Consider the following 24,876-nt stretch of genomic DNA (forward strand, 5'->3'; position numbering starts at 1 on the left):
GAACGATTTAACGGCATCCCTTGTTGGTTATCCCCTCTGGTTTCATTACTCTCCCTGGTTTCATTTGTTCTCGGTTTATCCGCATAATACGCGCGTGGATATGTTGGCCTTGGGTAATTTCGGATGAATGGATTGATTGACCAATTTCTCGATACTCTCTGGCTAGAGCGCGGTTTGGCGGAACATACGCTGGGCGCATACCGCTCAGATTTGGAGAAATTTTCTAGTTGGTTGGATAATCGAGGAGACTCTTTGCTGACCTTACAAGGCGATGTTTTACATGACTATATTGCCTGGCGACTGGAACGTGGTTTTAAAGCTACCTCTACGGCCCGTTTGTTATCTGCCCTGCGCCGCTTTTTCCAATATTTGATTCGTGAACAATTGCGGGATGACGATCCCACTGCTTTGTTACTCACGCCGAAGCTGCCTAAGCGATTACCCAAGGATCTCAGCGAGCACCAAGTCGAGGCCCTACTATCTGAACCTGATGTGGCTGTTGAACTGGAATTGCGCGACAAGGCCATGCTGGAACTGTTATATGCGACCGGGTTGCGGGTATCTGAGCTGGTTGGTTTGACAATGGAAAATGTTAGTCTGCGGCAGGGGGTGGTAAGGATTTTGGGTAAAGGGAATAAAGAGCGCTTGGTCCCCATGGGGGAAGAAGCGATGTATTGGATCAGTGTCTATTTGCGCGAGGCACGTGGTGTCCTTCTCGGCTCCCAGACTTCAGATATTCTTTTCCCTTCCAGTCGCGCTCAACAAATGACACGACAGACTTTTTGGCACCGGATCAAGTTGTATGCATCTCGAGCTCAGATTGCTGTCGAGCTGTCGCCTCACACATTACGCCATGCGTTTGCCACCCACCTGCTCAACCATGGAGCCGATTTGCGCGTGGTGCAGATGTTGTTGGGACATGCCGATCTTTCCACCACACAAATTTACACCCATGTTGCTAGTGAGCGTCTTAAATCAATGCATGCTGAGTTTCATCCGCGGTCATAATACATTTTCAAAGTTGCATGCCCTGACTTTCCGCCTTTGCTTGCATGATAAATTGTCGGACTAGAGCTAGTCGAGGTTGTGCCAGTTCCCGAGCTGGTTCCGTCAATAAATCGGATTCAAATTGCAGATACCGCTCCAAGACCGGAAGCACATCATGGAAGGTGGTGAATCGGCTATCCCGCCCTACTTTGCTGATAGCTCTTAGCAGTCCGACTGCGCCAATCAGCTCCAGAATGTCGGCATCATGCAGCAAGATCGCTTCTATGTTGGTCGGCCTTGCTTGTGGATGATGCTGTTGGATAGCCTCCTGGACTGCGGTGATCTTGTCTACGGGAAATCCCCAGCTTTTGAGTAATGTGGGAGCTTGGGTAATCGCATATGCCACGTTGTCCCATTTGGCCAACGCCTGGAGGTCTTCGGGGCGATGACCGACGAAAACCCCCAGATCATGTAGCCAGCATGCGGCAAATAGAATGTCATCATCCACTTCGTAACCTGAGGCCAAGGAACAAGCCAGCGAGTAAAGGCGAGGTTGATGGCTGAATTTGTCAGCGGGTTTTGCATGTTGGCGGATGTAGTCACGCAATTGCTGGCGCCAGGTGTTGACCGTCATTATTTTTCCCTCTAGCTATTCGTCCATTCAGGAATGTCGTTGCTCCTGATTATTCCGCTATTCTGCATACCCGGTTATCGCGCAATAAAAAGGCCGCAGCAGCGGCCTTTTCCGATTACGTGATGTCAGGATCAGAGCCCGAGTTTTTTGTGCAAATAGTGGATATTGGTACCACCCAGTGCAAAATTCTCGTCCCGCATGATCTCTTTTTGCAGCGGAATATTGGTCTTGATACCTTCGACCACGATCTCATCCAGCGCTTGTCGCATACGGGCAATCGCCGTGTCGCGCGAATCGCCGTAGCAGATCAGCTTGCCGATCATAGAGTCGTAGTAGGGGGGGACTGTATAACCACTGTAAATATGCGAATCCCAACGGACGCCTAAACCACCCGGCGCATGGAACCACTCAATCTTGCCAGGGGCTGGCAGGAATGTTTGCGGATCTTCAGCATTGATACGGCATTCGATAGCGTGCCCCTTCAAGCGGATATCTTCCTGCTTGATGGTCAGCGGTTGGCCGGCAGCAATCTTCAGCTGTTCCTTGATCAGGTCTATCCCGGTCACCATTTCGGTTACCGGATGTTCAACCTGGATCCGGGTATTCATCTCGATGAAATAAAATTCACCATTTTCATACAGGAATTCGAAGGTGCCAGCGCCACGATAGCCAATCTCGATGCAGGCTCGTACGCAGCGGGCACCGATGAACTGACGCATTTCCTCGGTAATTCCCGGGGCCGGAGCTTCTTCTACAACCTTCTGATGGCGACGTTGCATAGAGCAGTCGCGTTCACCCAGATAAATGGCATTCCCCTGACCATCGGCGAGAACCTGAATTTCGATATGCCGTGGATTCTCGAGGTATTTTTCCATGTAGACCATGTCATTGTTAAAGAACTGGCCTGCCTCGGACTTGGTCAACGCGATAGAGTTAACCAATTCGGATTCTGAACGAACGACACGCATACCGCGGCCACCGCCACCACCCGCTGCTTTGATGATCACCGGATAGCCGATGCGCTTGGCAATGCTGGCATTCTCCTTGGTATCGTCACCAATCGGGCCGCCAGAGCCCGGGACGCAAGGAACCCCGGCTTTTTTCATGGCATTGATAGCCGAGACCTTATCACCCATCAGACGGATAGTTTCAGCTTTCGGTCCGACAAAGATAAAACCGGATTTTTCAACCTGTTCGGCGAAATCCGCATTCTCGGAAAGAAACCCGTAGCCAGGATGAATGGCCACAGCACCTGTCACCTCGGCTGCGGCGATCAGTGATGGCACATTGAGGTAGGATTCTTTTGCCGAAGCACGACCAATACAAATCGTTTCATCGGCCAGCTTGACGTGCTTGAGATCCCGATCCGCCGTGGAGTGTACCGCGACTGTCTTGATGCCGAGCTCTTTACACGCGCGCAGGATGCGAAGCGCAATTTCACCGCGATTGGCGATGACTACTTTGTCCAACATGGTCAGACGCCCCTTATTCGATGATGAACATCGGTTGATCGAACTCAACGGTATCGCCGTTTTCAACCAGGATGCGTTTGATCACGCCGGCTTTATCTGACTGGATCTGGTTCATCATTTTCATCGCTTCCACGATGCACAGAGCATCCCCGACTTTGACTTGCTGACCCACTTCAACGAATGGAGCTGCATCGGGACCAGATGAGCGGTAAAAAGCGCCAACCATCGGGGAGCGTAGAATGTGTCCGCTCAGTTCGGCGGCTGCAGGAGCTGCGGCTGTTGCAGCAGGGGCTGCAGCCGCTGGTGCTGCCGGCGCTTGTGGTGCGGCATAAGCCATCGGCGCGGCTTGTGCGACCAGGCCACCGCGACTGATGCGAACGGACTCTTCACCTTCGGTGATTTCCAGCTCGGTAATTCCGGATTCTTCTACCAGTTCGATCAGTTTTTTGATTTTACGGATATCCATTTGCATTCTCTGTTCAACTTCTCTAGCAGTTAAATGATTGACCGGCGCAGGTGGCGCACAGCCGCTAGTAAAGCAAATTCGTAACCATCCGCTCCCAGACCGCAAATCACGCCCTTAGCCACATCGGACAAATAGGAGTGATGACGGAACGGCTCACGAGCATGGACGTTGGAAAGGTGGATCTCGATAAACGGGATCGCAACTCCCAGCAGGGCATCACGCAGTGCCACGCTGGTATGAGTGAAGGCCGCCGGATTGATCAGAATGAAATCCACCTGGCCCATGGCGGCATGAATGGCGTTCACCAATTCAAATTCGGCATTGGACTGCAGATGGGTCAGTGTGATCGCGTGTTCATCCGCCAATCGCGACAGGTGGGTCACGATATCGTCGAGAGTGGCTGAACCGTAGATGCCCGGCTCCCGCTTGCCCAACAAATTCAGGTTGGGGCCATTCAGGAGCAGGATCCGTTCTTTTGTGGCCATTGTGAGCTTATCCTCGGCAATCATGCAGCTATCGTTAGGCTAGCCGCGCAGTTCACGCATTACTGTGCGTTTTGTATGCTTTCTTGCGTCGGCCTTCAAGCCAAACTCGCCAATTATAGTGATTTCGTGAAAATTGGCAGCACTTTACTGGTCTAATCACCACAACATGATTACAAAGTGCACAAATCAGGTGCGCAGTGCCCTGCATTCCAGCTCGTTTTTAGCTCAATTGTTATTATCCTGTGCTATCCAGTCGCCTGACGGCAAGGTAGAATGTGACCAACCCCCCAAATCATTACGCAGAGTCAGGAGATATGGATGCTGAAGCGTGACATGAACATTGCCGATTACGATCCCGCACTGTGGGCGGCCATCACCGATGAAACCGTGCGCCAGGAAGAGCACATCGAGTTGATTGCCTCCGAGAACTACACTAGCCCGCGCGTTATGCAGGCTCAGGGTTCACAGTTGACCAACAAGTACGCCGAAGGCTATCCCGGTAAGCGTTACTATGGTGGTTGCGAGTACGTTGACGTGGTCGAGACTCTGGCTATTGAGCGTGCCAAGGAACTCTTTGGTGCCACCTACGCAAACGTTCAACCGCACTCCGGCTCCCAGGCTAACAGCGCGGTTTACATGGCGTTGCTGCAACCGGGCGATACCGTTTTAGGTATGAATCTGGCCCATGGTGGTCACCTGACTCACGGTTCACCGGTCAATTTCTCCGGCAAACTGTATAACATCATTCCTTACGGCATCGATGACGCAGGCAAGATCGACTATGTCGAGCTCGAGCGCCTGGCGGTTGAAAACAAGCCGAAGATGATTATCGGTGGTTTCTCTGCCTACTCCGGTATTGTGGATTGGGCCAAACTGCGTGAGATTGCCGACAAGATCGGTGCTTACCTGTTCGTCGATATGGCCCACGTTGCCGGTCTGGTTGCCGCTGGTGTCTATCCGAATCCGGTTCCTCATGCCCATGTGGTGACGTCAACCACTCACAAGACCCTGGCCGGTCCGCGTGGTGGTTTGATCCTGTCTGCCGAGAATGATGAAGAGCTCTACAAGAAGCTGAATTCTGCGGTATTCCCGGGTGGCCAAGGCGGCCCGTTGATGCACGTGATTGCCGGTAAGGCGGTGGCGTTCAAGGAAGCGATGGAGCCTGAATTCAAGGCCTACCAACAGCAAGTGGTCAAAAACGCCAAGGCGATGGTCGAGGTGATCAAGGCTCGCGGTTACAAGATTGTCTCCGGCGGTACCGAGAACCATCTGTTCCTGATCGATCTGACCGACAAGGAATTGACTGGTAAAGATGCGGATGCTGCTCTGGGCAAGGCCAATATTACCGTGAACAAGAACTCGGTGCCGAATGATCCGCGTTCCCCGTTTGTCACTTCCGGTATCCGGATTGGTTCACCTTCCATTACCCGCCGCGGTTTCACCCAAGCGGATGCTACCGAGCTGGCTGGTTGGATCTGTGATGTGCTGGATCACCACACCGACGAGAAGGTTCTGGCCGATACTCGCGAGAAGGTATTGGCGATCTGTAAGCGTTTGCCTGTCTACGCCTGATTGCTATACAGCTCCCTTATCGAAAGAGCCGCAGACGCGGCTCTTTTTTTCGTCCTCAGCTCGCCGTTGTGGCACTGAAGGTTCAATAGCAGGTAGCGCGTCTGTTACACTGCGGATCCTGTTCCTCGCCGGAGACAAGCTTCATGCACTGCCCGTTCTGTAGCGCTGATGAGACCAAGGTGATTGATTCCCGTCTGGTGGCCGAAGGGCACCAGGTTCGTCGTCGTCGTGAGTGTGTCGAATGTCATGAGCGATTTACCACCTTTGAGAGTGCCGAGCTGGTGATGCCTCGCGTCATCAAGAGCAATGGTAGCCGTGAACCATTCAACGAAGACAAGTTGCGCGGCGGCATTCAGCGTGCTCTGGAAAAGCGTCCGGTCAGCATGGAAGCCGTCGAGGAGAGCGTTAACCGTATCAAGTCCCAGCTGCGGGCTACGGGGGAGCGTGAAGTTGATGCCAAGTTTATCGGTAATCTGGTGATGGAAGAGCTCAAAGGGCTGGATAAGGTCGCGTACATTCGCTTTGCCTCTGTCTATCGCAGTTTTGAGGATATCCGTGAGTTTGGCGAAGAGATCGCCCGTCTGGAGACTTAAGCGGTGACACAAGAGTTAGCGGTTACGTCATCCGATTTCATGTGGATGGATCGTGCTCTGGCATTGGCAGCTCGCGGTCGTTTCACGACAACACCGAATCCGAATGTTGGCTGCGTGCTGATTCGAGACGGCGAGCTGGTTGGCGAGGGTTGGCATCAAAAAGCCGGTGAGCCTCATGCCGAAGTGCACGCACTACGGGCTGCGGGTGAGCAAACGCGGGGTGCTACCGCCTACGTGACACTGGAGCCTTGTTCTCACTACGGCCGCACGCCACCCTGTGCCTTGGCTCTGGTCGAAGCGGGAGTTCGGCGTGTTGTGGTGGCGATGATGGATCCCAATCCGCTGGTTGCCGGCCGCGGGCTGGAGATACTGCGTACTGCGGGCATCGAGGTGCTGTGCGGCGTGCGCGAGGCCGAAGCCAAGGCACTGAATCCCGGCTTTATCAAACGCATGCAAACCGGATTGCCCTGGGTACGAGTGAAACTGGCGGCCAGCCTCGACGGTCGTACAGCATTGGCTAACGGGCAGAGCCAGTGGATCACCGGTCCCGATGCTCGCGCCGATGTGCAAGTATGGCGCGCGCGCAGCAGTGCGATCCTGAGTGGCGCTGATACTGTGTTGCTGGATAATCCATCTTTGAATGTGCGCTGGCATGAATTGCCGAGCGAGATCCAGGCTGAATATCCCCAAGGCGCGTTGCGTCAACCGGTTCGTGTGGTGGTGGATTCTCGCCAGCGCTTGCAGCCGGATGCCAAACTGTTTTCTCTGTCTGGTCCTGTGTGGTTGGCGCGCCATCAAGCGGAAGGCATTTGGCCTGAAGAGACCGAGCAACTGCTGCTGCCACTGGCCGAGAGCGGCAAGCTGGACTTGCATGCGTTACTGGGCGAATTGGGCGCGCGTGGCATCAACGAGATTTGGGTGGAAGCGGGCCGACAATTGGCCGGAGCCCTGGTATCCCAACAGTTGGTGGACGAGTTGATCCTCTACCTGGCACCCAAAGTGTTGGGTGAGAGTGCGCAAGGACTGCTGGCTCTACCTGAGCTCGAATCCCTGGCGCAAGCGCCACTATTTTCTCTGCGTGAAGCATGCCAGATCGGTGATGATCTGCGCTTGACGTTGCAACCGCGCAGGCGGGAGGAGTAATCATGTTTACCGGAATTATTGAGGCCGTCGGCACGATCGTCGCGATGGCGTCCAAGGGCTCGGATGTGTCGGTGCGGGTACGCAGTGGCAAGCTGGATCTGCGCGATGTGAAACTGGGTGATTCGATTGCTACCAATGGTGTCTGTCTCACCGTCGTGCAACTTCCCGGTGATGGCTATATCGCCGATGTGTCGGGCGAAACCATAGCCCGTACCGGATTTGCCGATTATCAGCCCGGGCAGCGCGTGAATCTGGAAAAGGCCTTGATGCCGACCAGTCGCCTGGGTGGGCATCTAGTGTCGGGGCATGTTGATGGCGTGGGAAAAATCGTGGCAATCAAGCCATTGGGGCGAGCCATGGAGTATTGGGTTGAAGCTCCTAGCGAGCTGGCCCGCTATATAGCCGAGAAGGGCTCCATTACGGTGGACGGCATCAGCCTGACGGTCAATAGTGTGGAAGGTGCCCGGTTTCGTCTGACCATAGTTCCCCATACCAGTGGTGAGACCACGGTTGGTGAGTGGAAGGTCGGGAGTCGGGTCAACCTGGAAGTGGATGTGATCGCCCGTTATCTGGAGCGTTTGGTGCTGGGTGATAAAGCCGCAGACGCGACCCCTGCATCCGGCGTCACCCTGGCGATGCTGGCGGAAAATGGCTTTATGCGTTAAGCCGACAATCAAGAGTAAGGAACATCGAGATGGCATTGAGTACCACCGCAGAGATCATTGAAGAGTTTCGTCAGGGCAAGATGGTGATCCTGATGGATGATGAGGATCGGGAAAATGAAGGCGATCTCATCATGCCAGCTTCCATGGTGCGTCCGGAAGATATCAACTTTATGGCGCGTTTCGGTCGAGGCCTCATCTGCCTGACGCTGACCAAGGCCCGTTGCCAGCGACTGAATCTGCCTCTGATGGTGGGTAATAACGGTGCCCAGTTTTCAACTAACTTTACGGTGAGCATCGAGGCTGCCGAAGGGGTCTCGACGGGTATCTCGGCCGCGGATCGGGCTCGGACCGTATTAGCCGCGGTTGCGCCTGAGGCGACGGCCAATGATGTAGTACAACCCGGTCATATCTTTCCATTGATGGCGCAGGAAGGCGGGGTGCTGACCCGTGCCGGTCATACCGAAGCCGGTTGCGATCTGGCTCGTCTGGCAGGATTTGAGCCTGCCGCGGTTATCGTCGAGATCCTCAATGAGGATGGCACCATGGCGCGGCGACCGGATCTGGAAAAATTCGCCGCCGAACACGGTATCAAGCTGGGCACCATTGCCGATCTGATCGAGTATCGCAACCAGCATGAAACCACTGTGGAAGAGGTGGCGCGTTGCCAGTTACCAACCGAATACGGCGTGTTCGAGCTGGTCACCTTCCGTGACACCATCGACAGCCAGTTGCATTTTGCGCTGTGCAAGGGTGAGCTCAATGGCGCGGCTGCGCCGCTGGTGCGGGTCCATCTGCACGATTATTTCAGTGATGTACTTCTGACTGACCGCCATGCGCCGCGCAGCTGGCCAATTCATGAGGCGATGCAACGGGTTGCCAATGAAGGGGGCGTGCTGGTGATCCTAGGCAATGAAGGCGGGCAGAATGAGTTGCTGGCTCGTGTGCAGCAGTTTGCGGCAATTGACCGCGGTGAGCAGCAATTGCAACACAAACGTCAGGAAGCTTCGCGCCGGGTTGGTGTGGGCTCGCAGATCCTCAAGTCGTTGGGTGTCACCAAGATGCGGCTACTCAGTGGCCAGAAACGCTATCACGCCCTCTCCGGCTTCGGCCTGGAAGTAGTCGAATATATCTCCGAGTAAGGTCTATCATGCCGTCTTGACCCGGTATTGCAGCGAGGTCAAGGCGGCAAGTCACAGAACCGGGCTTTTGTCACAGCTTGGTTGTGCTAGAATACGCGCACTTTTCACCCCGCATAATAGGATTTCCCATGAAGGTCATCGAAGGAAACATTGCTGCGCCCGAGGCTCGCGTGGCCATTGTGGTGGCTCGCTTCAACAGCTTCATCAACGAGAATCTGGTTGATGGTGCGCTGGACGTGCTCAAGCGTCAGGGGCTGGTCCCGGACGAACAAATTACCCTGGTGCGGGTTCCTGGTGCCGTGGAAATTCCATTGGCGGTGAAAAAGCTGGCCAAGAGCGGCAACGTCGATGCCATCATAGCGCTCGGTTGTGTGATCCGTGGTGATACCTACCACTTCGAGCTGGTGGCCAATGAGAACAGCAAGGGTATGGCGCAGGTCATGCTGGAATATGAAATTCCAGTCGCTTTCGGTGTGCTGACTACTGACAATGTTGAACAAGCTATCCAGCGCGCAGGTACCAAGGCGGGTAACAAGGGTGCAGAGGCGGCACTGAGCGCACTGGAAATGATCAACGTCCTGAAAAATCTGGGCGTCTGAAAGGAGTAAGAGATTGAAACCGTCTGAACGCCGCAAGGCCCGCCATTTTGCCGTCCAGGCCATCTACCAATGGCAGATGACCCAGGACAACGTGGCTGATATCGAAGAGCAGTTCAAGCTGGATCAGGACATGAAAGGTGTCGATCTCGGCTACTTCCGTGAACTGTTATTTGGCGTGGCTGGTAACCTGAGCAAGCTGGACACCACTTTTTCACCATTCCTGTCGCGCAAGCTTGAGGATCTGGATTTGGTGGATAAGGCGATCCTGCGTCTGGCGACTTTCGAGTTGCTGTATCGCAAGGACGTTCCTTATCGCGTGGTCATCAACGAAGGCATTGAGCTGGCCAAGGCATTCGCTGCCGAAGATAGCCACAAGTTCGTCAATGGCGTACTCGACAAGGTGATCAAGGATCAGGGGTTGGGCAAGTAAGCTCGAGCCGTTTCATTCTGATTGCCTCAAGCCAGCGTAAGCTGGCTTTTTTTTAGAACTGTTTTGGCACTGGATGCCAGCCATGGGGTGTCGCTAAGGGAGTTAGCCATAGCGCGAGGTGTGACATGGGTGAATTTGAATTGATCCGGCGCTATTTTCAGCGTCCGGTGCGCCGTAAAGATGTGGTCGTAGGATCCGGTGATGATTGCGCCCTGCTGAGTGTGCCAGCCGATACCTTATTGGCCGTCAGTACCGACACGCTGGTGGCGGGAGTCCACTTCTTTGCCGATATGGATCCCCGCAAACTGGGGCACAAAGCATTGGCCGTGAACCTTTCGGATCTGGCTGCCATGGGGGCCGAGCCGCGTTGGGTCTCATTGGCACTGACCTTACCCGAGGTGAACGAGTCCTGGGTGGCGGCATTTGCCGAAGGGTTTCTGGCGTTGGCCGACTTCTACAATGTCGAATTGATCGGTGGCGACATGACCCGAGGGCCGCTATCGATGACGGTCTCGATCAAGGGGGTTGTGCCAGAACAGTGCGCCTTGCGCCGAAATGGTGCCCTGCCGGGTGATGCAGTGTTTGTCACCGGCACCCTGGGGGATGGGGCTCTGGCCCTGCAGCATTGTCTGGGCAAGCTTCAGGTGGCGCCTGATGCATTGCCGGGTTTGATGCAAAAACTCGAGCAACCGCAGCCACGCATCCTGGCCGGTATGGCCCTGCGCAATCTGGCTAGCAGTTGCCTGGACATCTCGGATGGTTTGAGTTCGGATCTGCAGCATATCCTTGTGGCTTCCGGCGTTGGCGCCCAGATCGAGCTCAGTCAGTTGCCGTTGTCGCCCGCACTGGAGGGATTACCGGCAGCTCAGGCCTGGCAATTGGCACTGGCGGGTGGCGATGACTACGAGCTCTGTTTCACCCTGCCGGAAGCCCACCGAGGTGCTTTGCTGTTGGCCTTGCAAGCCGCATCGGTTACCGTGACCGAGATTGGGCGTATTGTGGCCGGTGAGCCACAGATCCAGTGGCTGGAACAGGGTCAGCCCCGGCTTTTGACGCTGCAGGGCTGGGATCACTTCCAGGCCTCTACCGTATAAAACTCAAGGAGATGAGATGATCAAACCTGAACTCAAGCGTTTGTCGTGGCGCAATCCGCTGCATTGGTTAGCGACCGGATTCGGCTCCGGTCTCTCACCCAAGGCTCCCGGTACTTTCGGTACCCTGGCGGCCATTCCCTTCTATCTGTTGGTCATGGAGTGGCCACTCTGGGCCTACAGTGCTTTGCTATTGGTGGGCTGCATCGCCGGTGTCTGGATTTGTGAGTCGGCGACCCGGGCGATCAGCATGGAAGATCATGGCGGCATCGTTTGGGATGAATTCATGGGCTTTGGTATCACCATGCTGCTGGCCCCCAGTGGCTGGCTCTGGATCGGAGTTGGCTTCTTGTTATTCCGTTTTTTCGACATCCTCAAGCCCTGGCCTATTCGCTGGTTTGATCGTCAGGTCAAAGGCGGTCTGGGTATCATGCTCGATGACATAGTGGCCGGGATCTTCGCCTGTTTAACTCTGCAAGTTTTGGCACATTTCGTGCTTCCGCTCTAATGGCTGCCGATCAGAGCAGCAGACGTTATCTCGTCTGTTGCCTGATTTCGCCATGCAAAATAGCAACAAATCGGGATTGTGACGGATAAGTTGCGAAACGTGACCATCTGAGTCTATTCGTGAAAATAGCGGCTTTTACTGCTCTGTGGCGGTTTTGCTGAAACAATTATTCAGCTGAAGACCTGATTGGCGTTTCATCTGTTGCTGGTGTGGATTTTTACTAGCTTAATATTCTTAAAAGATGGATAAGCATAGTGATAAGTTGCATATCTATCTGCGTATACCCGATTTACACAGCATAATAAACGAAGTAACTTACGTCAGTTTGCTTACAAAACTTAAGAATAAACCGCCTTTGGCCACGCGGTCCGAAGGTATAAATCGGAAGTAAAAGATTCAGGGTGCAAGCCCTGTCGAGGTTGTGTCATGTCCTTGCTTGAAGTCAGGAACCTGCGGATCGAGTATCCGTCCCGCCGTGGCGTGATGGCCGCGGTCAAGGATCTCTCCTTTACCATCGAAAAGGGAGAAATCCTGGGTGTGGTCGGGGAGTCAGGTGCCGGTAAGTCCACCATTGGCAACGCTATTATCGATCTGCTGAGCCCTCCGGGTCGTATTGCCCGGGGTGATGTCTATCTCAATGGTAAAAAAATCTCCGGCCTAACACCGGAAGAGATGCGCAAGGTCCGTGGCGCCCATATCGGTTTCATCTTTCAGGATCCGATGACCTCGTTGAATCCCCTGTTCACCGTGGAACGCCAGTTAGTCGAGACCATCGAAGCCAATACCGAGCTGCGAGGCGCGGCGGCCGTGGCGCGAGCCATCGAGCTGATGGCCTCGGTCGGAATTCCGCAGCCGGAAATCCGTATCAAGCAGTATCCCCACCAGTTCTCCGGTGGTATGCGTCAGCGGGTGGTTATAGCCATCGCCTTGTCAGGGGATCCCGAGTTCATCATTGCCGATGAGCCGACTACCGCGCTGGATGTGTCAATTCAGGATCAGATCCTCGAACTGATCAAAACCCTGTGCAAAGAGCGCCAAGTCGGCTGCATGCTCGTCACTCATGACATGGGTGTGGTGTCGAATGTTACCGATCGCGTGGCTGTGATGTACCGCGGCGATCTGATGGAGATTGGACCTACCGCCAAAGTACTGGGTGAACCGGAACATCCCTATACCAAGAGTCTGATTGCGGCGGTTCCGCGCTCGGATATCAAGCTGGTCCGTTTCCCTTTGGTCAGCTACATCGAAGAAGCGGGCGAGAGCCAGCCGCTGGATCTGAAGAATCACTGGCTGGGACAGGCCATGGTACAGCGGGCGCATCAGGGGGCTTTGCTGCGGGTCGAAGATGTCAGCCTGAAATTCGTGACCAAAGACTCGTTCTTCGAGTCTCGCCGCCAATATGTGCAGGCGAATAATCATGTCAGCTTCGAGATCCAGGAAGGCGAGACCTTTGGCCTGGTCGGTGAATCCGGCTCCGGCAAGTCGACGATTGCCCGGGTGATTGCCGGTCTATATCCGCCTAACGAAGGCAAGATCATCTTCGAAGATATCGACCTGACGGCGCTGAAGAGCGAAAAAGAGCGTCGGCCATTACGTCGCCAGATGCAGATGGTATTCCAGAATCCCTACTCATCCATGAATCCCCGGATGAAGGTCGGTGACATCATCGCCGAGCCCATCCGTTTCCATAAGCTGGCGGAAAGTGAGCAGCAGATTGCACAAATCGTTGCCGATTTACTGGATCATGTCGGTCTGGGGCGTCTGGCTGCGTTGAAGTACCCCCATGAGTTTTCCGGTGGCCAGCGCCAGCGGATTTCGATTGCCCGGGCTTTGGCGACGCGTCCCCGCTTGCTCATCTGTGATGAGCCGACCTCGGCACTCGATGTGTCGGTTCAGGCACAGATCCTGAATCTGCTCAAGGATCTGCAGGATGAGCTGAAGTTGACCATGCTGTTCATCAGCCACGATTTACCCGTCATCCGCCAGATGTGCGATCGCATTGGCGTGATGCAGAAAGGGGCCCTGCTGGAGGTCGCCCCGACCGAGCAACTGTTTACGGCGCCACACCATGAGTACAGCCGTAAGTTGATTTCCCTGATGCCGGAGTTCAAGGGGATGAGTCGCGACGGTCTGCAGATCGCAGGCTGAGTCCGTAACCGGAACCAAACAACAACAACAGCTACACGGAGTAAGCAATGAAGAAAGGATTTACCAAGATCGCAGCCGCGCTGTTTGCTGCAGGCGTGAGCTTCAACCTGTATGCCGCTAATGTCACTGTGGCTCTGGATGCGGATCCGGAATCTCTGGACGTCTATGAGCAACTGTCAGGTGGTATCCTGCAGTTTGCCCATATGTCCTATGATCCGCTGGTGCGTTTGACCAAGGATATGAAGTTTGAAGCGCGTCTGGCGGAAAGCTGGGAACAACTGGATGCCAAGACAGTGCGTTTCCATCTGCGCAAGGGTGTCAAGTTCCATTCTGGCAACCCGTTCACCGCTGATGATGTCATCTGGACCTATAACCGCATCATGAAGTCTGAAGACTACAAGGGCTTGTTCGAAGTCTATGAAGGTCTGAAGAAGGTTGATGACTTCACTGTGGATCTGGTGGCCAAGGTGCCATATCCGCTGGCGCTGCAAAACGCCACCTACATCTTCCCGATGGACTCCAAGTTCTACACCGGTACTACCGAAGATGGTAAGGACAAGGCTGAAATCGTCAAGGCTGCTGGCACCTATGCCGCAACCCACGTCTCCGGGACTGGTCCGTTCAAGGTGGTAACCCGTGAGCAAGGCGTCAAGCTGGAGCTGGAACGCAATGCTGACTACTGGGACAAGGCCTCTCCAGGTAACGTCCAGAAGCTGAAGGTTGTACCGATCAAGGAAGACGCGACTCGGGTTGCCGCACTGCTGTCCGGTGACGTCGATATGATCGCGCCTGTGGCTCCGAACGACCAGGATCGTGTCAAGAAGGCGGCCAATATCCAGCTGGTGACCGAGCCGAGCAACCGGACCGTGATCTTCGAAATGAACCAGAAGACTCAACCGGCATTTGCTGACAAGCGTGTGCGTCAAGCGGTGAACTACGCGGTCAATCAGCCAGGTATCGTCGAGAAGATCATGAAAGGCTTCGCGACTCCGGCTGGCCAATTGAGCCCGGCTGGTTACCTGGGCCATGTTGATTCCCTGACTCCGGCCTTCGATCTGGCTAAGGCCAAGCAACTGATGAAGGATGCTGGCTATGAGAAGGGCTTCAAGATCACCATGATCTCCACCAACAACCGTTACATCAACGATGCCAAGATCTCTCAGGCCGTCGCCGCCATGCTCTCCAAGATCAACATCAAGGTTGAGCTGAAGACTATGCCGAAGGCTCAGTACTGGCCAGAGTTTGACAAGTGCGCTAGCGACATGCAGATGATCGGTTGGCAGTCTGATACCCAGGACTCCGGTAACTACTTCGAATACCTGGTGCAGACTCGTGATGACAAGACTGGTAAGGGTCAATACAACTGCGGCGGTTACTCCAATGCGGAAGTGGATAAGCTGATTGCTGCTTCCAATGCTGAAGTGGATGTCGCCAAGCGTACTGCCCAGCTGCAACAGATCGAGAAGATCCTGGCTGATGATGCCGCTATCCTGCCCATCCATTGGCAGAACCTGGCGTGGGCTTCCAAGACCGCGCTGGATATCAAGCCGATCGTCAACAGCAATGACTTCCCGTACTACGGCGATCTGAAAGTCAAAGAGTAATACCCGGGGTTAGTCCCCAGGCGTAATGCTACGGCCGTCCTGCTCCCCGCCTTTGGTGGGGCGTGGGACGCGCCGTTATTATCGTTTGTTTAATAGTTCATCGCCTGTCGATGACGTGTGGTTGCAAGGATACCCCTGCATGTTTACGTTTTTGGTCAAGCGGCTGCTGCAAGCCGTGGTTGTCATGTTTGTCATCAGCCTGGTGGCGTTTGCCATTCAGGATAACTTGGGTGATCCCTTACGCGAAATGGTGGGGCAGAGTGTCTCTGAAGCCCAACGCGAAGCCTTGCGCGTCAAACTGGGATTACACGACCCCTTCATGGTGAAGTACGGTCGCTTCCTCAAGGGTGTCGTTCATGGCGATTGGGGGACTTCCTTCATTTTCAAGAAACCGGCATTGGAAGTCATTCTCTCCAAACTGGTTGCGACGCTGGAGTTGGTGTTCGGCGCCTCACTGATCATCGTCGTGCTGTCTATCCCGCTTGGGGTTTATTCCGCCATCCATCCTCGTAGCATCCTGACCAAGTGCATCATGGGTGCCAGCATCATAGGTATTTCTGTGCCGGTGTTCCTGACCGCGATCTTGTTGATGTATGTGTTCTCGGTGCAGTTGGGTTGGCTGCCCTCCTATGGCCGAGGTGAAACCCTGAACCTGCTGGGGTGGGATTCCGGCTTCTTCACCTGGGACGGTATTCAGCATCTGATCCTCCCTTCGGTGGCCTTGTCATCCATCATGTTGCCATTGTTTATCCGGCTGGTGCGTTCCGAAATGCTGGAAGTACTGAGCTCTGAATATGTGAAATTTGCTTGGGCCAAGGGGCTCGACAAAAAGAAGGTGTGGTATCAGCATGCCTTGAAAAATACCATGCTGCCGGTGATTACCGTCGGCGGTGTGCAGATCGGGACCATGGTGGCCTACACCATTTTGACCGAGACTGTGTTCCAGTGGCCGGGTACCGGCTTTCTGTTCCTTGAGGCGATCAACCGGGTCGATACCCCCTTGATCACCGCCTATGTCATCTTTGTGGGGCTGGTGTTTGTGGTAACCAATACCTTCGTCGATCTGCTGTACGGCGTGATCAATCCGACCGTCAACCTGACTGGCAAGGGAGCCTGAACATGAGCCAACTACAAACTCTCAGCCGTTGGGACCGCTTCCGTCAGTCCGATTTGGTCTATTTCTTTCTGAAAGACAAGGTGGCCATGTTCTGCATGGCCGTGTTTGTCAGCTATGTGTTGCTGGCCTTGATGGCACCGCTGATTTCTCCCCATGATCCCTATGATCAGGCAACCTATGACATCATGGATGCCGAATTACCCCCCTCCTGGCTGGAGGGTGGGGATGAACGTTTCCTGCTGGGTACCGATAACCAGGGCCGCGATATTCTGAGCACCATGCTGTATGGCTCACGGGTTTCCCTGACCATTGGTCTGTTTGCGGTAGGGCTGCAACTGGTGTTGGGGATCGTGATCGGTCTGATTGCCGGTTATGCTGGCGGACGGATCGATAACTTGTTGATGCGTTTTGCCGATGTGCAGCTCTCGTTCTCGACCATGATGGTGGCGATCATCGTCTCGGCGATCTTCCAGGCTGCGCTGGGCGGCGAGTTCTACTCCCAATATGCCATTTTGATGCTGGTGGTGATTATCGGGATTTCCGAGTGGCCGCAATACGCCCGGACCATCCGTGCCTCGGTGCTGGCCGAGAAGAAAAAAGAGTATGTGGAGGCGGCGCGCGTCATGGGCTTCAAGGCGCCACGCATCATGTTCCGGCATATCCTGCCCAACTGCCTGTCGCCGATCCTGGTAATTTCTACCGTGCAGGTGGCGAACGCCATCATGTCGGAAGCGGCGCTCTCCTTCCTCGGGTTGGGGATGCCGGTGGATAAACCGTCGCTGGGTTCGCTCATCAGCATCGGCTTTAACTACATGTTCTCCGGCTCCTGGTGGATCACCGCATTCCCGGGCTTGTGCCTGGTGCTGCTGGTGCTGGTCATCAACCTGCTGGGGGATTGGTTGCGGGATGTGTTCAACCCGAAGATCTATAAGGGTTAATGACTAGCCGGTTGTACAACTGATAACGGCGGAGCTGAAGCTCCGCCGTTTTTTTATTGGCTGCGGGAAAACTTTCATTCTCATCGTCAACGTTGCAAATTCGCAGCATTATGCTGCCTGCTTTTTGTCCAACCGTGACAGGCTGGAGGATCCTCCTGCGGATGTCGGTATGCGAGGTGATAGCTGCTATACAAACGGCATAAGTTGCCCCTGCAGTGCTGCTTATCGGCCTGCTAGACGATTGTGTGTGTAAACGATTTTCTGCATACTGGCCGCGCAGTCAGGATCGACGCGGTTTTTCAGTCACGGAAGGAGAGCAAAGATGAGCCCATTCTCACTACGACATCTTGTCATGTTCTCCGTTAACCCGAGCACTGATAAAGCGACCGCCATTCGGTCCGCTGCCTGATCTTAATTTTCACAGGCCGCGGTACAAGCGGACTGTGGAACCTCGTAATACCCCCAGTCGCATTGTCCCCCGGCCTCCTTAAAAATCCTGTTGGAGGTGTGTTATGCGTCGTTCTGTATTCATGAATCTGGCTCTGTGGTGTGTAAAGGCGGATGTGGCGCTGGAGCAAGCGCGTCTGCGCAGTGCTGTGCGTCAGGCCCGTGCCGAGCTGGGTCACTATTCAGGGCATTTGTTGCGGGATATTGGGTTGGATGAAACCACGTTGGCCCGGACACTCGAATCCCGCCATCGTGAATCTCTGCGTCTGGTCTGTCGTACCCGTCAGCGGCACCGATGGCCCAGACAAGGCTGAAGGTCGGGCAGGGCGCCCCATGGCGTGCCTGCCCTCAGCCCGGATGGTTAATGTCATCATCTGACCGACAAAATAAAAACGCCCCCGTCTGTTCGGGAGCGTTTTTTTATACCTCGATTCAGGGATGTGTCGTTAATAGTGGGGCGGCGGAGTCTCTTCTGACTGGCTGGCAATCTGCGAACTGCCACCCTCGCGCAATTTAGCGATTACGGCATCCATCTGCACACGCAATTTCTCTTGCTGCTTTTGTTGTTCAGCCAACTCCTGGCTGAGTTGTTCGATGGCGTGATCCTGAAATGCGACCCGGGTTTCCAGGTATTCGATCCGCGCACTGAGTTCCTGTGACATCGTGGCCTCGTTTTGCGGCGTGCTGCCGATAGGAGTATGGGGTGTGCATGATAGCTTGTTGCCGATCCCGACAACAACCGGCTGTAGAAAAATCACCAAAATCGGATCTTGAAATGGGTACCAGAGTCTGCAGACCCAATCTGGCTCACTATTTTTTGATAATTGCCGTGCGAAGCCTGTTGTTCCGCGCCCGAGTACGGTTAGTATTAAACGCTTTATATGACGAGCCTCTCTATCACTAGCACAGAGAGCTGAAATTGGTGTTTTGGAGAAGATAATGAAACAGATCCTGAAAGTTTCCCTGCTGGCTGCGGCCATGGCCGTTGTGATCACCGGTTGCCAACAAGATGAGCAAAAGCCTGCTGCAGCAGGGAAAGCAGCAGAAGCCAAGGCTGAAGTGAAGGCTGATGCCGCCGCTCCTGCCGCCAGCGGTGCATTGAAGACTTTCGAAGAGACTTCTGCCTATGCAATTGGCCAATCCATGGGCCGTTACATCAGCAACACGCTGGAGCGTCAGCAAGAGCTGGGCGTCAAGCTGGATAACGCCATGATCATGAAGGGCGTCCAGGATGGTCTGGTTAAGAAGTCTCTGCTGAGCGAAGAGCAACTGGAAAAAGCGTTAAAGAATTACGATCAGAAAATCAATGAAGCCTCTGCCAAGAAAGCCGCTGACGATGCCAAGGCTAACTTGGAGAAGGGTAAAAAGTTCTTGGAAGAAAATGCCAAGAAGAAGGGCGTGACGGTTACCAAGTCCGGTCTGCAGTATGAAGTGATCACCGAAGGCAAGGGTCCGAAGCCGAAGGCTTCCGACATGGTCAAGGTGCACTACACAGGTACTCTGATCAATGGCACCAAGTTTGACAGCTCCGTGGATCGTAAAGAGCCGGCCGAGTTCCCGCTGGATCACGTGATCCCGGGTTGGACCGAAGGCGTTCAGCTGATGAATGTCGGCTCCAAGTACAAGTTCTACCTGCCGTCTGAACTGGCTTACGGCGAACAAGGCGCTGGCTCTATCCCTGCCAATTCCGTGTTGGTATTTGAAGTTGAACTGCTCTCCATCGGCAAAGACAAGCCGGCGGATGCCAATGCTGAAGTGAAGACTGACGCCGCTAAGAAATAAGCCCCAGGCTCTACACATAACGGCCCCTGACGGGGCCGTTTTTTTTAACGCCAGAATGGTTTATCCAGTTCATGCTGGCGTTCGCTGGGGCTGATGCCGATATCTTTGAGCTGGTAATCGCTGAGTTCGGCCAGATGCAGACGGCTACGCCGGTTGTGCCGCCACTGCTGGATTAGCCGCGCTATCAGCTTAAGAAACTCTAATGACTTTGCGCTCGGGGTCGTTGCCTGTTCTGCGGATTGAATATCCATGTTAGCCTCCTGCTAGAGCTTGCTGTTAGGCCAATGTTCCATTTAGGCTGACTAAGCTTCAAACGCGAAAAACTGCAGCATCTATAAGGTAGGCTTATGTCGGTACTCATGCATCGTCTAAAAGCGTTGGCGGTTTTGGAGGCGGTATTGCGTACCGGCTCCTTCAGCCGGGCGGCCGAGCAGCTGTTCATTACTCAATCGGCGGTCAGTCAGCATATCAAGCAGCTCGAGAGCGAGGTGGGGCTGCTCTTCGAGCGCACATCCCGCCAGTTGAAGCCCACCTCCAGTGCCGAGCGATTACGGCCCTATCTGGCTCAGGGTTTCGCCCAGCTGGAGGAAGGATGGCGACAACTGAAGCGGCAGGACGATGATCGAGTAGTGACCATCACCCTGTTGCCGTCGTTCGCCAGCCGCTGGTTACTACCTCGACTGAGCCATTTCAGCCAGTGCTGCCCGCAGATCGAGTTGCGACTGTCGATGAGCGATCAGCTGCAGGACTTGCACACCTCGGCGCTGGACTTGGCCATCCGCTTCGGCAAGGGGAACTACCCGGGGATGCAGGTGACGCATCTGATGGATGATGAACTGTTTCCGGTTGCCTCTCCGGGATTGTTGGCGGCGCAAGGGGCACCGGCATCGCCAGCCGATCTGCACCGCTTCACGCTGCTCAAGGATAATTCCCTGGAGTCGTTCAACTGGTCCAGCTGGTTGGCGTTGGCCGGTGCTACCGGGTTTACGCCCTATCACAATCTCACCATCTCCGATTCGGCCCAGATCGTCAGCATGGCGCTGGCCGGGCAGGGGATTGCACTGGCGCGGCGTTCGTTGGTGAGTACCGAGTTGCGGCAGGGCAGCCTGGTGCAACTATTCGATGTGGTGTTGCCCTGTCCCTATTCCTACTACTTGTTACAAACCCCGCGTACCCGTCTACGACCCGCGGTGCAGAGTTTTGTGCGCTGGCTACAGGCCGAAATACAGGCTGAGACACAGGCTGAAACCAGATCATAGCGCCCGAGGCCGGCCTGATGAGCCTGATTATTGCCTGACCTTGACGGCAGGCCGGGAGCGATTGCGCCACTGCCGATACTGGGGCCAGCTCAGGGCGTAATGACGCAGCAGGCAGGGCGGATGGTCGGGTTCATCGCGTAGCCGTTCAGCCACAAACACCAGGCCATTTTTCTCCATCACCCGCCCTGAGGCCGGGTTCTGCGGCGTATGTTCTGCGAGGATCTGATCCACCCCCAACTCATCGAAGGCAAAATCGAGCAGTGCGGCGACGGCCTCGCTCATCAGCCCCTGCCCCCAATACTCCGGGGCAAGCCAATAGCCCAGATTGCCGGTCAATACGATGCTGCGGTCTGCTTGGCGCTGCTCGTTGAGTAGCAGGCTGATACTGCCGAGCAGTAAGCCACTATTGAGCACTGTGATGGCATAACTGACGGCTTGCTGGGTCTGCCAATTCTCGGCTTGGGATTCAATCCAGCGAGCGGCAAGACCTGGTGGATACGGATGGGGGATCAGCACGCAACCCTCGGCGATTTCGCGTCGGCTGGCGAGTTGCTGCACGCGGTCGGCATCGGCAAGTGTGAAGGGACGCAAACGCAAGCGAGGCGTCAGAAGCTCGGGTTGGGCCATCTCGATCCTCGGCAGGCAACGGGTTAGTCCTAGCCTGCCATAGACCAGAGGTGCAGGCCAGCTCTCACACGGTCGCTTCGGGGGCCAGGCGGCGCAGCAGACTCTCGCGCTGACGCCAAAAGGGTTCATCCCAGGGCTTGGGTTGCCCGGGCTTGTTGATGTGGCGGTCATCGCCAGTGGCCAGGAACTGACGCATGCCTTCCGGATTCAGCCAGTAGAAGATCCCCCAATGGGCGAAGTCCCATTCAGCATTATAGGGATGCGCCTCGTAATCGATGTAATACAACCCGTGCGGCGTGAGGACAAAATTGGCCGGGAAGTAATCGATATGCCAACCGGCTCGCTGTAACTGGGCGGCCATTTCCAAGATGGCGCGAAAATGCCGGTCATCCAGTGCGTTCTGGAGCAGCAAATCGGTGATGAGTTCGCCGGGGATGTACTCCTTGGCCAGGCAATACCCGGTGGTGCTGTACCCGAGTAATCGTGGATGGGCTATGTTCGCCTGCTGCAGTCGCATGTAGCTGCACAGTTCAAACTCCAGCGCCTGGGCGAAGGGGATGGTCTGATTGGGTGTCGGACAGTAGCGTTTGAGGACTATCTGTGGCGGCAAGCCCTGGGCGCTGCGGCCTTCGGCCTGCTGATACAGATAGGAGACTGCGGATTTGCCGCGGCCCAATTCGGTGATGGGGACATAGACTTCACCGGCCAGTAACAACTGTTCACCGTCCAGCTGCATCGGGTGGGGTGATGGGGGATTCAATGCGGCGAGCACCATGGTTCGACTCCTGTCTGGGCTATTCCTGAAACCGGAGTCTGCCTGCTCCGGCTTCATCCGCTGTAGGCCTAGTCTGGAGCATGTGACGGCGGGCTGTCTTCCATCCCGAGGGTGGAGCCGGGTGGTCGAATTGATTCGCTGACCGGACTTGTAATGACGCCAACCCTGCTCGATGATGAAGGTATGTTCTGCCTGTTGTATTGCTCTTCAAGGAGAGTCTGATGAGCCACATTGCAACCCTGACCTTTTCCCCTTCGCTGGATAGCGCCACCCTCACCAACAAGCTCTATCCCGAAGGCAAACTGCGCTGTGCTGCTCCTGTCTTCGAGCCTGGCGGCGGCGGTATCAATGTGGCGCGTGCCATCCAGCGTCTGGGGGGCCAGGCGCTGGCGATTTTCCCGGCCGGAGGCCCGACCGGCCAGCATCTGACCGAGTTGTTGCAGGCAGAAGGATTGAGAGTCGCGGTGGAGTCAACCCGTGACTGGACCCGCCAGAACCTGCATGTGCTGGCGGAAAGTACCGGTGAGCAATACCGGTTTGTGATGCCCGGCGCCAGTCTCTGTTCGGAAGAGATCCATGGCTTGCGGCAAAAGGTCGCGGCCCTGCCCGCCCACTCCTTGCTGGTGATCAGCGGTAGCCTGCCGCCGGGCATGGATGTGGCGGATCTGGTTGATTTCATCGTCTTTGCCAAGCAGAACCATCTGCGCTGTGTGGTCGATAGTTCCGGCCCGGCCCTGGCCGCTGCGGTCGCCGAGGGCGGCCTGCTGCTCATCAAGCCGAATCTCTCCGAGTTGGCGGAGTTGACCGGCTTGGTGCTGGATAGCCCGCAGGCCATCATCACGGCCGCCCGTTCGCTGATTGCTAAGCGCGCCAGCAAGCTGGTGGTGGTTTCTATGGGCCCTCAGGGCGCCTTGGCCATCAGTGCCGATCAGAGTGTGCAGGTGGTGCCGCCGCCGGTGAAGAAGCTCAGCACCGTCGGCGCTGGTGACAGCATGGTGGGCGCCATGTGCCTGAAGCTGGCGGCCGGTGCCTCGTTGGAGGAGATGGTGCGCTATGGCGTGGCGGCGGGTACGGCCGCCACCCTGCGCCATGGCACCCAGTTGTGTGATCGGGACGAGACCCAGAAGTTATATCAGCAACTGGTGACTGGCTCGTAATGAACTACGGCAGCATGGATGCGACCTCGACCCGGTTGCGTCCTGACTGCTTGGCCTGATACAGCGCCAAGTCCGCCTTGTGCAGTGCGTCCCGCAACGGCGAGGCTGCATCCAGTGTCGCGACCCCGAAACTGGCGGTCACACTGAGTTCCTGAGGCGGATGGTCCTGCAGGCGCTGTCGCAGTTGTTCGGCCACCGCAGCGGCATCGCCCAGGTCGATGTCGGGTAGAAATAGTAAAAACTCTTCCCCGCCATGACGTGATACATGGCCAACGACTGGCAGCGGCTGCAGCAGCCGTGCAAGCCAGACCAGGATATCGTCGCCTTTGTCATGACCGAGTGTATCGTTAATCCGCTTGAAATGGTCCACATCCACCAGGATGACGGCTCCACTTGTCGCGCGTGCGGCCTGCTGCCAGCGTTCTATGGCCAACTGCATACCGCGCCGATTCAACAACCCGGTCAGGGGATCATGGGTCGCGGCCTGGATCAGCTGTTCACTTTTTTTCTCATGGCTCAACGCAACAAACAGCAGGGTCAGTAGATGATTGCTGGTCATCATGGCGAAAAACAGCAAAGTCATGGCAGGTGAGGCGACTGTATTGCCTGGTTGCTGGGGCTGGGGTAGCAGGCTCAAACGCCAGAGCAGAAGAACAATGATGCTACCGCCGAGGATCAGCATCAGCCGATAGGTGTAGGGGTAGCGTTGGCGCATCCACCGGTGGGCATAGTGGATATTCCATACCATATTTATCACCAGAGTGGTGGTCGTCAGAATGGCTCTATGCACCGGGGAGGGCTGTATCCAGGTGAACCAGGCCAATGCCACTCCGTAGCACAGCAGGATGCCGCCGATCGCAGACCAGGGAATGGGGCGCGCCAAAAAGCGATAGAGTCCGGCGGTGACCAGCCAGAGGGCGCTGATGTAGGGCAGGTTGATGCTCAAGATCCATAGCCAGGGGGGTAGCCGGAGCCATAGCTCATCTTGCAATAGCAGCAATAGACTCGTGATGATCAACGTGGCAGCAAGTAGCAGATAGTTGACTCCCGGCGTCTCCCGGTTCAGCAACCAGAGCAGCAGCATGGTGAGTAGACCGATCAGCATACTCACCAAGTCGATGGTGATCAGGGCATGAGGATCAAACAGGATCGACATGGTGTACAAGCCTCCGGGTGACAAATCGCTTCATCATCATGGGCGCAGGCTCGAGTCGTTCTGCCTGGCCTCAATTCGTCGT

At 55.4% G+C, this 24,876-nt stretch carries 27 protein-coding genes; 18 read left to right on the forward strand and 9 right to left on the reverse strand.

Going from position 1 to position 24,876, the window contains the following annotated elements; genetic code table 11:
• The first annotated feature begins 123 nt into the window (after positions 1-123).
• The gene (xerD, locus tag ACZYUB_RS14690) at positions 124-1,008 is read left to right on the forward strand and encodes a site-specific tyrosine recombinase XerD (protein ID WP_463949005.1); all 885 of its coding nucleotides are present in this window, start codon (positions 124-126) and stop codon (positions 1,006-1,008) included.
• 7 nt (positions 1,009-1,015) lie between these two features.
• Here xerD and ACZYUB_RS14695 read toward each other — a convergent pair whose 3' ends face one another.
• The 4 genes from ACZYUB_RS14695 to aroQ all read right to left on the reverse strand — a co-directional run bounded on the left by ACZYUB_RS14695 (position 1,016) and on the right by aroQ (position 4,044).
• A complete protein-coding gene (locus ACZYUB_RS14695) occupies positions 1,016-1,621 on the reverse strand; it encodes an HD domain-containing protein (protein ID WP_463949006.1) in 606 nt (201 codons plus the stop codon).
• Between the two features lie 131 nt (positions 1,622-1,752).
• Complete coding sequence (gene accC, locus ACZYUB_RS14700; RefSeq protein WP_463949007.1) at positions 1,753-3,093, reverse strand: acetyl-CoA carboxylase biotin carboxylase subunit; 1,341 nt, start codon at positions 3,091-3,093, stop codon at positions 1,753-1,755.
• A gap of 13 nt (positions 3,094-3,106) precedes the next feature.
• Positions 3,107-3,559 carry an acetyl-CoA carboxylase biotin carboxyl carrier protein gene (gene accB, locus ACZYUB_RS14705; protein WP_463949060.1) on the reverse strand — a complete coding sequence of 151 codons (453 nt, stop codon included), beginning with the start codon at positions 3,557-3,559 and terminating at the stop codon, positions 3,107-3,109.
• Positions 3,560-3,588: 29 nt separating this feature from the next.
• A complete protein-coding gene (aroQ, locus tag ACZYUB_RS14710) occupies positions 3,589-4,044 on the reverse strand; it encodes a type II 3-dehydroquinate dehydratase (RefSeq protein WP_463949008.1) in 456 nt (151 codons plus the stop codon).
• Positions 4,045-4,362: 318 nt separating this feature from the next.
• Here aroQ and glyA point away from each other — a divergent pair, with 318 nt between their 5' ends.
• From glyA to ACZYUB_RS14780, 14 genes are all read left to right on the forward strand, one after another.
• A complete protein-coding gene (gene glyA / locus ACZYUB_RS14715; RefSeq protein ID WP_463949009.1) occupies positions 4,363-5,616 on the forward strand; it encodes a serine hydroxymethyltransferase in 1,254 nt (417 codons plus the stop codon).
• Positions 5,617-5,759: 143 nt separating this feature from the next.
• On the forward strand, positions 5,760-6,209 hold the full coding sequence (gene nrdR, locus ACZYUB_RS14720; RefSeq protein WP_460884000.1) for a transcriptional regulator NrdR: 450 nt from the start codon (positions 5,760-5,762) through the stop codon (positions 6,207-6,209).
• 45 nt (positions 6,210-6,254) lie between these two features.
• The gene (gene ribD / locus ACZYUB_RS14725; RefSeq protein WP_463949061.1) at positions 6,255-7,352 is read left to right on the forward strand and encodes a bifunctional diaminohydroxyphosphoribosylaminopyrimidine deaminase/5-amino-6-(5-phosphoribosylamino)uracil reductase RibD; all 1,098 of its coding nucleotides are present in this window, start codon (positions 6,255-6,257) and stop codon (positions 7,350-7,352) included.
• A 2-nt stretch (positions 7,353-7,354) separates the two neighbouring features.
• On the forward strand, positions 7,355-8,017 hold the full coding sequence (locus tag ACZYUB_RS14730) for a riboflavin synthase (protein ID WP_463949010.1): 663 nt from the start codon (positions 7,355-7,357) through the stop codon (positions 8,015-8,017).
• Positions 8,018-8,046: 29 nt separating this feature from the next.
• Positions 8,047-9,156 carry a bifunctional 3,4-dihydroxy-2-butanone-4-phosphate synthase/GTP cyclohydrolase II gene (gene ribBA, locus ACZYUB_RS14735; RefSeq protein ID WP_463949011.1) on the forward strand — a complete coding sequence of 370 codons (1,110 nt, stop codon included), beginning with the start codon at positions 8,047-8,049 and terminating at the stop codon, positions 9,154-9,156.
• Positions 9,157-9,284: 128 nt separating this feature from the next.
• On the forward strand, positions 9,285-9,755 hold the full coding sequence (ribH, locus tag ACZYUB_RS14740) for a 6,7-dimethyl-8-ribityllumazine synthase (RefSeq protein WP_460884003.1): 471 nt from the start codon (positions 9,285-9,287) through the stop codon (positions 9,753-9,755).
• A 13-nt stretch (positions 9,756-9,768) separates the two neighbouring features.
• Complete coding sequence (gene nusB / locus ACZYUB_RS14745; RefSeq protein ID WP_463949012.1) at positions 9,769-10,185, forward strand: transcription antitermination factor NusB; 417 nt, start codon at positions 9,769-9,771, stop codon at positions 10,183-10,185.
• Positions 10,186-10,310: 125 nt separating this feature from the next.
• Positions 10,311-11,279, forward strand: coding sequence for a thiamine-phosphate kinase (thiL, locus tag ACZYUB_RS14750; protein ID WP_463949013.1), 969 nt, complete (start codon positions 10,311-10,313; stop codon positions 11,277-11,279).
• Between the two features lie 16 nt (positions 11,280-11,295).
• Entirely contained in the window at positions 11,296-11,784 is a 489-nt protein-coding gene (locus ACZYUB_RS14755) for a phosphatidylglycerophosphatase A family protein (protein WP_463949014.1), read from the forward strand.
• A 426-nt stretch (positions 11,785-12,210) separates the two neighbouring features.
• Complete coding sequence (locus ACZYUB_RS14760) at positions 12,211-13,932, forward strand: dipeptide ABC transporter ATP-binding protein (RefSeq protein WP_463949015.1); 1,722 nt, start codon at positions 12,211-12,213, stop codon at positions 13,930-13,932.
• 47 nt (positions 13,933-13,979) lie between these two features.
• Positions 13,980-15,536 (forward strand): ABC transporter substrate-binding protein, encoded by a 1,557-nt coding sequence (locus tag ACZYUB_RS14765; protein ID WP_463949016.1) that lies wholly within the window; start codon positions 13,980-13,982, stop codon positions 15,534-15,536.
• Between the two features lie 139 nt (positions 15,537-15,675).
• Positions 15,676-16,653, forward strand: a complete 978-nt coding sequence (locus tag ACZYUB_RS14770) for an ABC transporter permease (protein ID WP_463949017.1) — start codon at positions 15,676-15,678, stop codon at positions 16,651-16,653.
• A gap of 2 nt (positions 16,654-16,655) precedes the next feature.
• A complete protein-coding gene (locus ACZYUB_RS14775) occupies positions 16,656-17,591 on the forward strand; it encodes an ABC transporter permease (protein ID WP_463949018.1) in 936 nt (311 codons plus the stop codon).
• Positions 17,592-18,103: 512 nt separating this feature from the next.
• The gene (locus ACZYUB_RS14780; protein ID WP_463949019.1) at positions 18,104-18,352 is read left to right on the forward strand and encodes a hypothetical protein; all 249 of its coding nucleotides are present in this window, start codon (positions 18,104-18,106) and stop codon (positions 18,350-18,352) included.
• Between the two features lie 132 nt (positions 18,353-18,484).
• On the opposite strand, the gene ACZYUB_RS14785 is transcribed toward ACZYUB_RS14780, so the two are convergent.
• Positions 18,485-18,700, reverse strand: coding sequence for a SlyX family protein (locus ACZYUB_RS14785; protein WP_460884012.1), 216 nt, complete (start codon positions 18,698-18,700; stop codon positions 18,485-18,487).
• 277 nt (positions 18,701-18,977) lie between these two features.
• Here ACZYUB_RS14785 and fkpA point away from each other — a divergent pair, with 277 nt between their 5' ends.
• A complete protein-coding gene (gene fkpA / locus ACZYUB_RS14790; protein ID WP_463949020.1) occupies positions 18,978-19,820 on the forward strand; it encodes an FKBP-type peptidyl-prolyl cis-trans isomerase in 843 nt (280 codons plus the stop codon).
• A 44-nt stretch (positions 19,821-19,864) separates the two neighbouring features.
• Here fkpA and ACZYUB_RS14795 read toward each other — a convergent pair whose 3' ends face one another.
• Complete coding sequence (locus ACZYUB_RS14795; protein ID WP_463949021.1) at positions 19,865-20,071, reverse strand: DUF1127 domain-containing protein; 207 nt, start codon at positions 20,069-20,071, stop codon at positions 19,865-19,867.
• 96 nt (positions 20,072-20,167) lie between these two features.
• On the opposite strand from ACZYUB_RS14795, the gene ACZYUB_RS14800 reads away from it, so the two are divergent.
• Entirely contained in the window at positions 20,168-21,079 is a 912-nt protein-coding gene (locus tag ACZYUB_RS14800) for a LysR substrate-binding domain-containing protein (protein WP_463949022.1), read from the forward strand.
• A gap of 27 nt (positions 21,080-21,106) precedes the next feature.
• On the opposite strand, the gene ACZYUB_RS14805 is transcribed toward ACZYUB_RS14800, so the two are convergent.
• Both ACZYUB_RS14805 and ACZYUB_RS14810 read right to left on the reverse strand, forming a co-directional pair.
• Positions 21,107-21,706, reverse strand: a complete 600-nt coding sequence (locus ACZYUB_RS14805) for a GNAT family N-acetyltransferase (protein WP_463949023.1) — start codon at positions 21,704-21,706, stop codon at positions 21,107-21,109.
• Positions 21,707-21,770: 64 nt separating this feature from the next.
• Entirely contained in the window at positions 21,771-22,481 is a 711-nt protein-coding gene (locus ACZYUB_RS14810) for a hypothetical protein (protein ID WP_463949024.1), read from the reverse strand.
• A gap of 221 nt (positions 22,482-22,702) precedes the next feature.
• Here ACZYUB_RS14810 and pfkB point away from each other — a divergent pair, with 221 nt between their 5' ends.
• The gene (pfkB, locus tag ACZYUB_RS14815) at positions 22,703-23,638 is read left to right on the forward strand and encodes a 6-phosphofructokinase II (protein ID WP_463949025.1); all 936 of its coding nucleotides are present in this window, start codon (positions 22,703-22,705) and stop codon (positions 23,636-23,638) included.
• 4 nt (positions 23,639-23,642) lie between these two features.
• Here the strand turns inward: pfkB and ACZYUB_RS14820 are convergent, their stop codons facing one another.
• Positions 23,643-24,794 carry a GGDEF domain-containing protein gene (locus tag ACZYUB_RS14820; protein ID WP_463949026.1) on the reverse strand — a complete coding sequence of 384 codons (1,152 nt, stop codon included), beginning with the start codon at positions 24,792-24,794 and terminating at the stop codon, positions 23,643-23,645.
• Between the last annotated feature and the right edge of the window lie 82 nt (positions 24,795-24,876).

Source organism: Pseudaeromonas sp. HNCC25DJ182, from assembly GCF_055413365.1.